This is a genomic window from Thiemannella venezuelensis (assembly GCF_014203605.1).
GTDB classification, from domain to species: Bacteria; Actinomycetota; Actinomycetes; order Streptosporangiales; family Streptosporangiaceae; genus Planomonospora_A; species Planomonospora_A venezuelensis.
This window is the reverse complement of the sequence record NZ_JACHJJ010000006.1, coordinates 149,567-162,357: the sequence shown is the minus strand read 5'-3', so window position 1 is coordinate 162,357 and position 12,791 is coordinate 149,567. Positions and strand designations below refer to the sequence as shown.

The 12,791-nt window shown below is 73.9% G+C and carries 11 protein-coding genes; 4 read left to right on the top strand and 7 right to left on the bottom strand.

Going from position 1 to position 12,791, the window contains the following annotated elements; all coding sequences use genetic code 11:
* Positions 1-41: 41 nt before the first annotated feature.
* Positions 42-1,058 (bottom strand): ABC transporter substrate-binding protein, encoded by a 1,017-nt coding sequence (locus FHS22_RS11810; protein WP_184941028.1) that lies wholly within the window; start codon positions 1,056-1,058, stop codon positions 42-44.
* A gap of 95 nt (positions 1,059-1,153) precedes the next feature.
* Between FHS22_RS11810 and FHS22_RS11805 the strand changes: the two genes are divergently transcribed.
* From FHS22_RS11805 to FHS22_RS11795, 3 genes are read left to right on the top strand one after another with little or no spacing between them, the layout of a single operon-like run.
* Complete coding sequence (locus FHS22_RS11805) at positions 1,154-2,206, top strand: FecCD family ABC transporter permease (RefSeq protein WP_184941026.1); 1,053 nt, start codon at positions 1,154-1,156, stop codon at positions 2,204-2,206.
* A complete protein-coding gene (locus FHS22_RS11800) occupies positions 2,203-3,324 on the top strand; it encodes a FecCD family ABC transporter permease (protein WP_184941024.1) in 1,122 nt (373 codons plus the stop codon). The genes FHS22_RS11805 and FHS22_RS11800 overlap by 4 nt, the downstream gene beginning before the upstream one ends.
* On the top strand, positions 3,321-4,106 hold the full coding sequence (locus FHS22_RS11795) for an ABC transporter ATP-binding protein (RefSeq protein ID WP_184941022.1): 786 nt from the start codon (positions 3,321-3,323) through the stop codon (positions 4,104-4,106). The genes FHS22_RS11800 and FHS22_RS11795 overlap by 4 nt, the downstream gene beginning before the upstream one ends.
* 132 nt (positions 4,107-4,238) lie before the next feature.
* Here FHS22_RS11795 and ftsY read toward each other — a convergent pair whose 3' ends face one another.
* On the bottom strand, positions 4,239-5,357 hold the full coding sequence (gene ftsY, locus FHS22_RS11790) for a signal recognition particle-docking protein FtsY (RefSeq protein ID WP_184941247.1): 1,119 nt from the start codon (positions 5,355-5,357) through the stop codon (positions 4,239-4,241).
* 111 nt (positions 5,358-5,468) lie between these two features.
* Positions 5,469-9,179: a chromosome segregation protein SMC gene (gene smc / locus FHS22_RS11785; protein ID WP_184941020.1), complete on the bottom strand. Its 3,711-nt coding sequence runs from the start codon at positions 9,177-9,179 to the stop codon at positions 5,469-5,471.
* Between the two features lie 346 nt (positions 9,180-9,525).
* Here smc and FHS22_RS11780 point away from each other — a divergent pair, with 346 nt between their 5' ends.
* Positions 9,526-10,182, top strand: coding sequence for a dienelactone hydrolase family protein (locus FHS22_RS11780; protein WP_184941018.1), 657 nt, complete (start codon positions 9,526-9,528; stop codon positions 10,180-10,182).
* Positions 10,183-10,323: 141 nt separating this feature from the next.
* Here the strand turns inward: FHS22_RS11780 and FHS22_RS11775 are convergent, their stop codons facing one another.
* The 4 genes from FHS22_RS11775 to rnc form a co-directional block, all read right to left on the bottom strand.
* Positions 10,324-10,518: a hypothetical protein gene (locus tag FHS22_RS11775; RefSeq protein ID WP_184941016.1), complete on the bottom strand. Its 195-nt coding sequence runs from the start codon at positions 10,516-10,518 to the stop codon at positions 10,324-10,326.
* Positions 10,519-10,706: 188 nt separating this feature from the next.
* Positions 10,707-10,982 (bottom strand): acylphosphatase, encoded by a 276-nt coding sequence (locus FHS22_RS11770; protein WP_184941014.1) that lies wholly within the window; start codon positions 10,980-10,982, stop codon positions 10,707-10,709.
* Positions 10,983-10,984: 2 nt separating this feature from the next.
* On the bottom strand, positions 10,985-11,854 hold the full coding sequence (mutM, locus tag FHS22_RS11765; RefSeq protein ID WP_184941013.1) for a bifunctional DNA-formamidopyrimidine glycosylase/DNA-(apurinic or apyrimidinic site) lyase: 870 nt from the start codon (positions 11,852-11,854) through the stop codon (positions 10,985-10,987).
* Positions 11,855-11,875: 21 nt separating this feature from the next.
* Complete coding sequence (rnc, locus tag FHS22_RS11760) at positions 11,876-12,607, bottom strand: ribonuclease III (protein WP_184941011.1); 732 nt, start codon at positions 12,605-12,607, stop codon at positions 11,876-11,878.
* Positions 12,608-12,791: the final 184 nt, after the last annotated feature.

The following is a 12,791-nucleotide window of genomic DNA, read 5'->3' as shown; positions in this document are numbered from 1 at the left end:
CGCGGGGCTTGCGCGTGGGCGCGGCCCGGAGGGGCCGGGGCTCAGGAGGCCTTCGCCGGGTCGACCTCGAAGATCTTCGCCAGGTCGTCGAGCATGACGTGCGCGCCCTGGATGCCGACGGCGCTCATCCAGGTGACGTCGTCGACCACGTGCTGCTCGCCCTTGAGCTTGCTCCAGAGCGGGTTGGACTGGAAGCGCTTCTGGACGGCCTCGATCTCCGGGTCGGGGTAGGACACCACGAAGACGTGCTCGGCGTCGAGCTGCGGGATGTTCTCCTCGCTGATCGGCACCATGATCGTCTCAGTGGTGCTCGGCTGCCCCTCGGGGCGGGGGAAGCCGACGTCCTTGAGCACCAGGCCGGAGTAGGAGTTCTCCACGTACAGGCGGACGGTCGGCTCGCTGGTGAAGCGCACGACGGAGACCGTGGGCATCTCGCCCTGCTTGGCCTTGATGGACTCGCCGACCTTGGCGGCGCGGTCCTCGTAGGCCTTGATCCTCTCGTCGGCGAGCGCCTCCTTGCCCAGGGCCTGGCCCATGAGGCGGAGGTTCTCCTTCCAGATGGCGCCGGTGGTCTCGCTGAACACGGTCGGCGCGATCTGGGCGAGCTTGTCGTACAGCGCCTCGTGGCGGACCTTGGCCGAGACGATCAGGTCGGGCTTGAGAGCGATGATCTGCTCCAGGCTCGGCGCCTCCAGGGTGCCGACCACCTTGATGTTCTGAGCCTGGTCCATGACCGGGGCCAGGTACTCGGGAAGCTTCTCGTCGATCCCCCGGTAGACGGTGTAGCCGACGACCTCGGTGTCCAGCGTGAGCACCGCGTCGACGAAGCTCTGGTCGAGCGCGACGACCCGCTTCGGCTGGGCGGGGATCTGCGTCTCGCCCATGGCGTGCTTGACCGTGCGCGGGTATCCCGTCGCACCGCCGCCCGCGTCGCTCGCCGCCGGGGACGCGCCGCCGGTGGCGGCCGTGGTGCCGGGGGTGCTCGATCCGCAGGCCGCGAGGCCGAGAGACAGTACGGCTCCCGCCACTCCTGCGGCCAGGGCACGCAACGCTCTCATGTGGAGTCCTTTCACAAAGGTAAGCCTAACCTCATTTAGATTAGCCATACCTAACCTGACATACTGGATGCGTTCCGGCAAATGAGAGGCACGCAGTGAGCACAACGACGGCCGTGGCGCGGCCACCGTCACCCGGCGGCACGCGGACGGTCCGCGGACGCCGGCTGCTGGTCCTCGCCGCGCTCTTCGGGATCCTCGCCGTGGCGGCCGTGCTGAGCATCGCGATCGGCGCCAAGCCGGTCCCCCTCGCCGACGTCTGGCACGGGCTGGCCTCCCCCTCCGGGACCGAGAACGACATCATCGTCCGGTCGCTGCGCGTGCCCAGGACCGCGATCGGGGTGATGGCCGGGATCGCGCTCGGCGTGGCGGGCGCGCTCATGCAGGGCCACACCCGCAACCCGCTGGCCGACCCCGGCCTGCTCGGCGTCACGCAGGGCGCGGCGTTCGCGATGGTGCTGAGCATCATCGCCTTCGGCGTCACCGGCCTCCACGCCTACATCTGGTTCGGCCTCGCCGGGGCGCTGACCGCCAGCGTGGGCGTCTTCGCGCTCGGCATGGTCGGCGGACGCGGCGGGCCCACCCCGGTCGCCCTCGCCCTCGCGGGCACCGCGGTCAGCTCCTTCCTGTACGCCCTCACCTCGGCCCTGGTCCTCATGGACGAGCAGGCCATGGACGTCTTCCGGTTCTGGCAGGCGGGCTCCATCGCCGCCCGGGGCGCCGACACCGCCTGGCAGGTGCTCCCGTTCATCGCCGCCGGCCTGGTCCTGGCGCTGGTCAACGCCCCCGCCCTGAACGCGCTCTCGCTCGGCGAGGACGTCGCCCGCGCCCTCGGCCAGAACGTCACCCTGACCCGGACCGTCGGCGTCGCCGCGGTCACGCTGCTCAGCGGCGCCTCGGTGGCGGCCTGCGGCGCGCTCTCCTTCCTCGGCCTGATGGTCCCCCACCTGGCCCGCCCGCTCTCCGGCCCCGACCACCGCTGGCTGCTGCCGTACTCCGGGCTGATGGGCGCCTGCGCCCTGCTCCTGGCCGACGTGGCCGGCCGCGTCGTCGCCCGGCCCGGCGAGCTGGAGGTGGGCGTCGTGCTCGCACTGGCGGGCGCGCCCTTCTTCGTCGCCCTGGTCCGCCGCAGGAAGCCGGTCCGCCTGTGACTCCCCCGCTCCCCCGCCCCGGCCGCGCGGTCCCTCCCACGGCCACCGCCGCCCCCGTACGACCCCCGCACGAGCGGCCGCTCCGCGTCGGCCCCGTCTCCTGGCTGATCCGGCTGCGCCCTGCCGCCGTCGCCCTGGTGCTGCTGGCCGCCGTGACACTGCTGATGGCCCTGACCATGCGTATCGGCGACATCCCTCTGACGGTGCCCGAGGTCTTCCGGGCGATCACCGGCGACGGGCCGGAGCACTTCGTGGTGATGGAGCTGCGCCTGCCCCGCGCGCTGACCGGCGCCCTGGTCGGCGCGGCGCTCGCGCTGGCCGGCGCGATCACCCAGGCCATCGCCCGCAACCCGCTGGCCAGCCCCGACATCCTCGGCGTCACCACCGGCGCCAGCGTGGCGGTGGTCGCGGCCATCGTGGCCGCCGGGAGCACCGCCGGCGGCCCCAGCGGCGCCCTGGCCGAGGTCGGCATCCCGCTGCTGGCCCTGGTCGGCGGCCTGGCCGGGGCGCTGACCGTCTACCTCCTGGCCTGGCGCAGAGGGCTGGACGGCTACCGCCTGGTCCTGGTCGGCATCGGCGTCACGGCCGTGTTCACCAACGTGAAGTACTGGCTGCTGACCCTCGGCGACGTCAACGACAGCAGCCGGGCCATGGTCTGGATCAGCGGCTCGCTCAACGGCCGGGGCTGGGAGCACGTGTACCCAACCGCGCTGGCACTGGCCGTACTCGTCCCGCTCGCCCTGCTCGGCACCCGCTCGCTCGGCGCGCTGCGCTTCGGCGACGACACCGTGACCGGCCTGGGCGTGCGGACGAACCTGGCCCGCGGCCTGATGATCCTCGCCGCCGTGCTGCTCGCCGCGGTCGCCACCGCCTCGGCCGGCCCGATCTCCTTCGTCGCCCTGGCCGCGCCGCAGATCGCGCTGCGCCTGACCGGGGCGGCCCAGCCGCCGCTGGTGGTCTCCGCGCTGACCGGCGCCGTCCTGACCGCCGCCGCCGACCTGCTCGCGCGCACCGTCTTCAGCCCCGTCGAGCTGCCCGTGGGCGTGGTCACCGCGGTCCTCGGCGCCCCTTATCTGATCTATCTTCTCGTCCGCGCGCGCAAGGAGGCTCGTTCATGAGGTTGCAGGCCGTCGATGTCAGGCTCGGCTACGGTGATCGCGTCATCGTCGACGGACTCGACCTCGGGATCGAGGCCGGGACCGTGACCACGATCATCGGTCCGAACGGGTGCGGCAAGTCCACGCTCCTGCGCGCGCTGGGGCGGCTGCTCAGGCCGTCGGGCGGCGAGGTGCTGCTGGACGGCAAGCGCATCGACAAGATGCCCACCAAGGAGGTCGCCAAGGTCCTGGGCGTGCTCCCGCAGGCGCCGACGGCCCCGGAGGGGCTGACCGTGGCCGACCTGGTGGCCCGGGGGCGGCACCCGCACCAGACGTGGTACCGGCAGTGGTCGTCCGACGACGAGTCCGCGGTCGGCGAGGCGCTGGCCATGACCGGTCTGCACGACCTGGGCGAGCGCCCGCTGGACGAGCTCTCCGGCGGCCAGCGCCAGCGCGCGTGGATCTCGATGGCGCTGGCGCAGGGCACCGACCTGCTGCTGCTCGACGAGCCGACGACCTTCCTCGACCTGGCCCACCAGGTGGAGGTGCTGGAGCTGGTCCGCAGGCTCCACGGCGAGCTCGGCCGCACCGTGGTCATGGTCCTGCACGACCTGAACCTCGCCGCCCGCTACGCCGACCGCCTGGTGGCCATGCGCGACGGCAGGGTGATCGCCGCGGGACCCCCGGCCGAGGTCCTCACCGAGTCGCTCCTCGCGGAGGTCTTCGACCTCGACGCCAAGGTCATCGAGGATCCGGTGGCCGGCACCCCGCTGGTCGTCCCCATCGGCACCCGCCACTCGTAGGGCCCGCCGGCGGCGGAACCGCAGCCGTGGAACCGCGGCCACGGAACAACGGCCACGGAACGGCGGCACGGAGCGGCGGCCGTGGAACAGGAAGGCCCCTCCGGCTCGGAGGGGCCTTCGCACGTGCGGGGGTCAGTCGCCGAGCAGGGCGTCGACGAAGACCTCGGGGTCGAAGGGCGCCAGGTCGTCGGGCCCCTCGCCGAGGCCGACGAGCTTGACCGGGACGCCCAGCTCGCGCTGGACGGAGATGACGATGCCGCCCTTGGCCGTGCCGTCGAGCTTGGTCAGCGCGATGCCCGTGATGTTGACGACCTCGGCGAAGACCTGGGCCTGGCGCATGCCGTTCTGGCCGGTGGTGGCGTCCAGGACGAGCAGGACCTCGTCGACCGTGGCCTTCTTCTCGATGACGCGCTTGACCTTGCCGAGCTCGTCCATCAGGCCCGTCTTGGTGTGCAGGCGGCCCGCGGTGTCGACGATCACGACGCCGGCCTTGTCGTCGATGCCCCTGGCCACGGCGTCGAAGGCGACGGAGGCGGGGTCGCCGCCCTCCGGGCCGCGCACGACCTCGGCGCCGACCCGGTCGCCCCAGGTCTGGAGCTGGTCGGCGGCGGCGGCGCGGAAGGTGTCGGCCGCGCCCAGCACGACCCGGTTGCCGTCGCCGATCAGCGAGCGGGCCAGCTTGCCGGTGGTGGTGGTCTTGCCGGTGCCGTTGACGCCGACCACGAGGACCACGGCCGGGCGCTCGCCGTGCTTGGCGACGTGCAGGGTGCGGTCGGTGTCCGCGCCGATCTGGGTGAGCAGCTGCTCCTTGAGCAGGCCGCGGACCTGTTCGGGGGTCCGGCTGCCCAGCACCTTCACGCGCGTGCGCAGCTCCTCGACCATGGCCTGGGTCGGGGCGACGCCGACGTCGGCGCCGATCAGGGTCTCCTCGATCTCGTCCCAGACGTCGTCGTCGAGGCGGTCGCGGGAGAGCAGCTCCAGCAGGCCCTTGCCGAGCGTGGTCTGCGAGCGGGCCAGCCGGGCGCGGAGCCGCACCATCCGGCCCGCGGACGGCGGCGGGACCTCGATCTCCGGGGCGACCGGGACCTCGACCGGCCGGGTCGGGGGCGGGACGGTGGTCGTCACCGCCTCGTCCTCGCGGGTGGCTCCGCTGGGCGGCGCCGCGCGCTCCTCCTCGGGGACCGGCCGGACCTCGGGCGGCCTCACCGGCGGCGGGGCCGCCTTCCTCCCCTGGCGGAACAGCAGGAACATGCCGCCCGCCGTCAGCAGGACGGCGACGACGATGATCAGGATCAGGCCGAGATAGCTCTCCACAACCGCCTAGTTTCCCAGACCGACGGTCATAGTCCGACCTTCTGCCGGTCAGCCGTCGTGTTCTCTCAGCCGCTGGCTGATGACCTGGGTGACGCCGTCGCCCCGCATCGACACCCCGTACAGCGCGTCGGCGATCTCCATCGTCCGCTTCTGGTGGGTGATGATGATGATCTGCGAGGTCTGCCGGAGCTCCTCGAAGAGGGTCAGCAGCCGCTGGGTGTTGGTGTCGTCCAGGGCCGCCTCGACCTCGTCCATCACGTAGAACGGCGAGGGCCTGGCCTTGAAGATGGCCACCAGGAACGCCACCGCGGTCAGCGAGCGCTCGCCGCCCGACAGCAGCGACAGGCGCTTGACCTTCTTGCCCGGTGGCCGGGCCTCGACCTCGACGCCGGTGGTCAGCATGTTCTCGGGGTCGGTGAGCACCAGTCTGCCCTCGCCGCCGGGGAACACCCGCGTGAAGATCGTCTCGAACTCCCGGGCGACGTCCTCGTAGGCCGCGGTGAACACCTGCTCGACCCTCTCGTCCACCTCCTTGACCACCAGCAGCAGGTCGCGGCGGGTCTTCTTGAGGTCCTCCAGCTGGGAGGTGAGGAAGGCGTGCCGCTCCTCCAGCGCCGCGAACTCCTCCAGCGCGAGCGGGTTGACCTTGCCGAGCTGGGCCATCTGCCGGTCGGCCGCCCGGGCGCGCTTCTCCTGCTCCTCCCGGACGTACGGCACCGGCTCCCCGTCGGCCGAGGGCACCGGTTCTGCCGGGCCGTACTCGGCGATCAGGGTCTCGGGCTCGACGCCGTACTCCTCGACGGCGCGGATCTGCAGCTGCTCCAGGCGGAGCCGCTGCTCGGTCCGGGCCATCTCGCTGCCGTGCGCCCGGTTGACCAGCTTGTCCAGCTCGCCGGAGAGCTCACGCACCCGGACGCGGACGGACCGGAGCGCGGCGTCGATCTGCCCGCGCGCCTGCTCGGCCTCGTCGCGCTCGGCGGCGGCCGCCGCCAGCGAGCCCTCCAGCGCGCGCAGGACGTGCTCGGCGCCCCGCGCGACCGCCTGGGCGACCCGCGCCTGGCGGCGGCGGCGCTCGCGCAGCTCGGCCGCCCTGGCGCGCTCCTCGCGCTCCCTGGCGGCCGCCCGCAGCAGCCCGTCGGCCCGGCCCGCGATGCCCCGGACCCGCTCCTCGGCCGTCCGCACCGCCAGGCGGGCCTCCATCTCGTCCTGCCGGGCCGCCGCGCAGACCTCGGCGAGCTCGTCGCGGATCTCGGTGGTCGGCTCGGCCTCCAGCTCTCCGGCACGCTCGGCGGCGGCGAGCCGCTCCTGCAGCTCCGCCAGCTCGCCCAGGCTCCGCCCGCGGGCCTCCTCGGCCGCCCGCACGCCCGCGGCCAGCCGCTCGCACTCGGCGCGGGCGGCCGTGGCGGCCGCGCCGAGCTGGGCGAGCCTGCGGGCCGCGGCGGCGGAGCGCTGGTCGGCCTCGCGCTGCCTGGCACGGACCGCGTCCAGCGCGGCCCGCGCGGCGCTGACCCCCGCCTGGGCGGTCTGCACGCCGGTCTGGGCCTCGCCGACCCGGGCCCGGGCGGCCTCCACGGCGAGCTGCGCCCCGCCCTCGGCCTCGGCCGCCTCCTCCAGCGCCCCGGCGGTGCGCTCGGCGGCGGCGCGGGCCTCGGCCAGGTCGGCGGCGGCCTGGTCGAGCGCGGCCCGCATCTGCAGGGCGGCGGCCCCTGCGGCGCCCGCGTCTCCTCCGCCGGCGGCGGCGTGGGCGCCCAGGAGGTCGCCGGAGCGGGTGACGGCCCGCAGTTCCGGCCGCTGCTCCACCGCTTTCTCCGCGGTCCGGAGGTCGTCGACGACCAGCACGCCCGCGAGCAGGTGGGCGACGGCCGCCCGCAGCTCGGCCGGGACGGCGACCAGGTCGATCGCCCATTCGGCGCCGGCCACCGGCACCGGCCCGGGCGGGGCGCCGGAGGCGTCGGAGGCGATGACGAGGTCCGCGCGGCCCCGCTCGCCGGCCCGCAGGAACTCCACGGCGTCCGCGGCGTCGCGCAGCGACCCCACCGCGACGGCCCCGGCGGCGGCGCCGAGCGCGGCGGCGACGGCGGTCTCGGCGCCGGGCCGTACCGAGAGCATCGCCGCGAGCGGGCCGAGCACGCCGCCGACGGGGCGTCCGCCGTCCCCGCCGTCCGCGGCGAGCAGTGCCGCGCCGCCGTCCGCGCCCCTGGACAGCCCCAGCTCCAGCGCCTCGAACCTGGCCTCCAGCGCGGCGACCTGGCGCTGCGCCTCCTGGTCCGCCGTGCGGGCGGAGGCGAGGGCGGCCCGGGCCGCGCCCAGCGCGGCGTCCGGACCGGCGACGGCCGCCTTGGCCTGCTCCACCACCGCCTTGGCGTCCTCGACGGTCTGCCCGGCCGTCGCCACGGCCTCCAGCGCGATCTCCAGCTCCTCGGCGAGGGCGGGGTCCGCGGCCGGGTCGGCCTGCTCCTGGCCGGCGTGCTCGGCCTCGGCCAGCTCGGCCCGGTGCCCGGCCTCGGCCAGCGCACCGGCCAGCCGGCCGATCTCCTCCTCGGCGGCCTCCGCCCGGCTGCGCACCGCGCCGACCTGGCCCCGGAGCCGGGCGAGCCCCTCGCGCCGGTCGGCGGCGGCCCTGGTCTCGGCGGTCAGCCGCCGCTCCTCCGCCGCGAGCGCCCCCTCGGCCTCGGCCCGGCGGGCCACCGCGCGGGCGAGCGACTCGCGCTCGCCGTCCAGCAGCTCCTCCAGGACGCGTTCCTGCTCCCGGATCTCCTCGGCCTCGCGCTCGTAGTCCTCCGGGTCGCGTCCGCGCCGCTCCACGGCCGTGTCGGCGGCGTGCCGGTGCCGCTCGGCGGCCAGGCCGGCCAGGCCGCGCAGGCGCTCGCGGATCGAGGAGAGCCTGAAGTAGGCCTCCTGGGCGGCGGCCAGGCGCGGCTGGGCCTCGGCCTCGGCGGCCTCCAGCTCGCTCTCACCGCGCTGGCCCTGCTCCAGCTCCGCCTCCACCGCCCGGCGCCGGGCCAGGACGGCGGCCTCGTCGGCGGCCTCGCGCTCCAGGGCGGTCCGCAGGGTGAGCACGTCGTCGGCGAGCAGGCGGAGCCGGGCGTCGCGCAGGTCGGCCTGGATGACGGCGGCCCTGCGGGCGATCTCGGCCTGCCGGCCCAGGGGCTTGAGCTGGCGGCGCAGCTCGGTGGCGAGGTCCTGCACCCGCGTGAGGTTGGCCTGCATGGCGTCCAGCTTCCGCAGCGCCTTCTCCTTGCGCTTGCGGTGCTTCAGGACGCCCGCGGCCTCCTCGATGAACGCCCTGCGGTCCTCGGGACCGGCGTGCAGCACCTGGTCGAGCTGGCCCTGGCCGACGATGACGTGCATCTCGCGGCCGATCCCGGAGTCGGAGAGCAGCTCCTGGATGTCGAGCAGGCGGCAGGTGTCGCCGTTGATGGCGTACTCGCTCTGGCCGGCCCGGAACATCAGGCGGCTGATCGTGACCTCGGTGTAGTCGATCGGGAGCGCGCCGTCGGAGTTGTCGATGGTGAGCGTGACCTCGGCCCTGCCCAGCGGGGCGCGCGAGGACGTGCCGGCGAAGATGACGTCCTCCATCTTGCCGCCGCGCAGGGACTTGGCGCTGTGCTCGCCCATGACCCAGGCCAGGGCGTCGACCACGTTGGACTTGCCGGAGCCGTTGGGGCCGACCACCGCGGTGATGCCCGGCTCGAAGCGCAGGGTGGTCGCCGAGGCGAAGGACTTGAAGCCCCGCAGGGTGAGGGTCTTCAAATACACGCGAAACCCCTTCGTCCCCTGGCAGCCGTCGGACCGTCACTCCGGGGCCGGAACGGCGGCTTCCCCCGGCCTCGTGGCGGCGCGGTGCGCGGGCGGCTCGGGGGGTGGCGCCGGGGCCCGTGCCGGATTACCGGCGCGTCCTTGCGGGGAAGACTACCGTTCTTCGCCCGCGCCCGCCCGTGCACGGCCTAGGGTGCCCTGCATGGAAGTGGAACGCGGCGAGGGGGAAGCTCCACAACCCTTCCGAAGTGGGAAAAGTCACCTTAAGCGGAGAAGTTTTCTGCTGGCCGGCGGGCTCACCCTGGCGGGGCTCGGCGGCGGCGCCCTGCTGCTCGGACCGGACGGCGTGCGCAACGCCTACGGGCAGATCAGGTGCGGCACGATGCCCGACCCGCCCGAGACGGCTCCGGGCGGCCGGCAGCGCGCCACGATGGAGGGCCGCCGGGTGGTGATCGGGCTCCCGCCGGGCGCCCGGGGCAGGCTCCCGGTGGTGGTCATGCTGCACGGCGCCGACGGCCACGCGCTGACCCCGTTCGACGTGTACGCGGTCGACCGCTACCTGGCCGCGAGCCGCGCGCGCTTCGCGGTCGCCTCGGTCGACGACTGGCCCTCCGTGGACGTCTCCGGCGCGCTCCTGCCCTACCTGTACGGCGCGGGCCTGGACACCGGGCGGATCGGGCTGCTGGGCTGGTCGATGGGGGGCGCGGGAGCGCTCAGGCTCGCCGCCGAGCTGGGCCGGGGGAAGGTCGCCGCGGTCGCGGCGGCGTCCCCGGCCGTCACCGCCGCGCAGGCCCCGCTCCGCGAACTGGTGGAGATCCCGCTCTGGCTGGGCTGCGGCGAGCGCGACGAGTGGGCTCCGCAGACGGAGACGATGCTGAAGGGCCTGAAGGCGCTGGGGGCCACGGCCGAGGGAGGGATATCCCGGGGATGCCACGACGCGGCCTACCGCCGCCGGGTCCTCCCCGACCAGCTGGCCTTCCTGGCCCGCCACGTGGAGACCTGACGGGCCGGGAAATGACAAGGGACGCCCCGTTGAGGCGTCCCTGGACAGTTTGCCTACGCCCCGGTCTCCGAGGCCTGTTCCCCCGTTTCCCACAGGGCCCCGCGCCGCGCGGTGGGCGAGGGGCCGGGAAGGAACAGGCTCCTAGGTGAGAGCCGGCTCGCGATCCTGCAGGCGGGTGAACGCCTCCTCACCGCTGTTCGCCGTGAGCTCGTCGTTCTGGGCCTGGAGCCGGGTGAGCTCTGCCTCGAGATCGCGGATACGCTGCTGGAGACGGCGCATTTCCGAGACCATCCGAGGGTCGGGACCGCCGACGTGGCCGAGTAGAGCCTTCGCCATGGTTAAGGGTCCTCCACGCTGAGTGACCAGACTGGTTCGCGCACTTCTTTGCCGCGGGAGGGGTGCGCGTGGTTCCTATCAAGAGTCGCACCGGTGAGGGAGACGGTCAAGTTGAACACTCCGCATGGATGCACCCGTGGGCACTCTCGACAGCTAAATATACCTTATGGGGTGGTTTAGCGGAAGGCCTAGCGTTCCACAAAACCCACCAAATCACCCTTGGCTTCGCTCCAGCGCTCCACAACTCCATCAACTTTTCCCGGGGTCCGGCAACCGCGGAGCAGCTCCAGGAGCCGGTCGCCCGCCTCCTGCGGGCCCTCGGCCACGACCTCGACCCGGCCGTCGGCGGTGTTCCGCGCCCAGCCGGCCAGCCCGAGCTCCAGCGCTCGCGCCCGCGTCCACCAGCGGAAACCCACTCCCTGGACCCGGCCCCTGACCCAGGCGGTCAGCCGGACATCTGTCATGGTCATGCCTTTCGCGGCGTTCGGGGGCGGGGCTGGCAGCGGGGGCAGCTGTAGGAGGAGCGGTTCATGAACGATTCGCGGACGATCGGCGCGCCGCACCTCCGGCAGGGCTGGTCACGCCTGCCGTACACGGCGAGTGACCGGTCGAAGTAGCCGCTCTCGCCATTGACATTCACGTAGAGACTGTCGAAAGATGTGCCGCCCTCCGACAGCGCCTCGGTCATCACCTCGCGGGCGGCGGCCAGCAGCTCGGCGATCTTCGGCCGGGTCAGGGCGGCCGTGGGCCGGGCGCCGTGCAGCCGGGCCCGCCAGAGGGCCTCGTCGGCGTAGATGTTGCCGACCCCGCTGATCAGCGACTGGTCCAGGAGCGCCCGTTTGACCTCCGTCCGCCTGCGCCGCAGATCGATCACGAACCGCTCGTCGTCGAACGCCGGCTCGAAGGGGTCGGCCGCGATGTGCGCGATGGGCTCGGGAACCCGCCGCGGGAGCCGTACGGTCATCGGGGCGACCAGCACGTGCCCGAAGGTCCGCTGGTCGACGAAGCGCAGTTCGGGGCCCCCGTCGGTGAAGCTCAGCCGGATCCTCAGGTGCCTCTCCGGCGCCGAGCCGGGCTCGGCCACCAGCAGCTGGCCGCTCATCCCCAGATGCGCCAGGACCGCGTCCCCGCCGTCCAGCGGGAGCCAGAGGTACTTCCCCCGGCGCTCGGCGGAGCCGATCGTGCGGCCCTCCAGCCGGGCCGCGAACTCCCCGGCGCCGGGCAGGTGGCGCCGGATCGCCCGGGGGTGGAGCACCTCGGCGCGGGCGACGGTCCGCCCGGCCACCCAGCGCTGCAGGCCGCGCCGTACGACCTCGACCTCGGGCAGTTCGGGCATCCGCCCCTCCTTCGGGGAGTGTCAGCTCGCTTCGCGCTCTTCCTGACCGGCCCTGATGCGGTTCCACGCGGCCTCGGCGGCCTGCTGCTCGGCCTCCTTCTTCGACCGGCCGGAGCCCGAGCCGTAGGCCTCGCCGCCCAGGCGGACGACCGCGGTGAAGGACTTGGCGTGGTCGGGGCCGCTCTCCTCGACGTGGTACTCCGGCACGCCGAGCGACTCGGAGGCGGTGAGCTCCTGCAGGGAGGTCTTCCAGTCGAGCCCGGCGCCCAGCGAGGCGGAGCGGGTGATGAGGCCGTCGAAGAGCAGGTGGACGACGCGGAACGACTCGTCCAGGCCCTTGTCGACATAGACCGACCCGATGAGGGCCTCGAGGGTGTCGGCGAGGATCGAGGACTTGTCGCGCCCGCCGGTGCCCTCCTCGCCCCGGCCGAGCCGCAGGAAACGGCCCAGGCCCAGGTTGCGGGCCACGTCGGCGAGGGCGCGCATGTTGACCACCGCGGCCCGCAGCTTGGCCAGCTGGCCCTCGGGCAGGTCGGGGTGGTTGCGGTAGAGGGTGTCGGTGACCACGAGGCCGAGCACCGAGTCGCCGAGGAACTCCAGGCGCTCGTTGGTCGGCAGGCCGCCGTTCTCGTAGGCGTAGGAGCGGTGCGTCAGCGCCCGCTCCAGGATCGCCGGATCCAGGCTCACGGCCAGGACCCGCTCCAGCTCGTCCCTGGCCACCTCGACGGCCACCGGCTTGACACTTGTCGCCATGTCTTCTCCTCGCACGGCTGTTGGGCTGCTGCGCGATGGCGAGAGAAGGACGACAGGGCGTCCGTTGAAGACCCCGAAGACGTGGTGGGCGCCGGGAGGGCACGCGTCGCCGCGAACCCCGGCGTCCACCACAGCCGCGGGCGGACCGCCATCGCATGGACGGACGGTGACGCCGGCCGGGAGC

Excerpts from the sequence above, each read along its gene's own strand:
- FHS22_RS11810 (WP_184941028.1), bottom strand. The coding sequence starts at position 1,058 with ATGAGAGCGTTGCGTGCCCTGGCCGCAGGAGTGGCGGGAGCCGTACTG.
- FHS22_RS11795 (WP_184941022.1), top strand. The coding sequence starts at position 3,321 with ATGAGGTTGCAGGCCGTCGATGTCAGGCTCGGCTACGGTGATCGCGTC.
- ftsY (WP_184941247.1), bottom strand. The coding sequence starts at position 5,357 with ATGTTCCTGCTGTTCCGCCAGGGGAGGAAGGCGGCCCCGCCGCCGGTG.
- FHS22_RS11775 (WP_184941016.1), bottom strand. The coding sequence starts at position 10,518 with ATGGCGAAGGCTCTACTCGGCCACGTCGGCGGTCCCGACCCTCGGATG.
- FHS22_RS11770 (WP_184941014.1), bottom strand. The coding sequence starts at position 10,982 with ATGACAGATGTCCGGCTGACCGCCTGGGTCAGGGGCCGGGTCCAGGGA.
- mutM (WP_184941013.1), bottom strand. The coding sequence starts at position 11,854 with ATGCCCGAACTGCCCGAGGTCGAGGTCGTACGGCGCGGCCTGCAGCGC.
- rnc (WP_184941011.1), bottom strand. The coding sequence starts at position 12,607 with ATGGCGACAAGTGTCAAGCCGGTGGCCGTCGAGGTGGCCAGGGACGAG.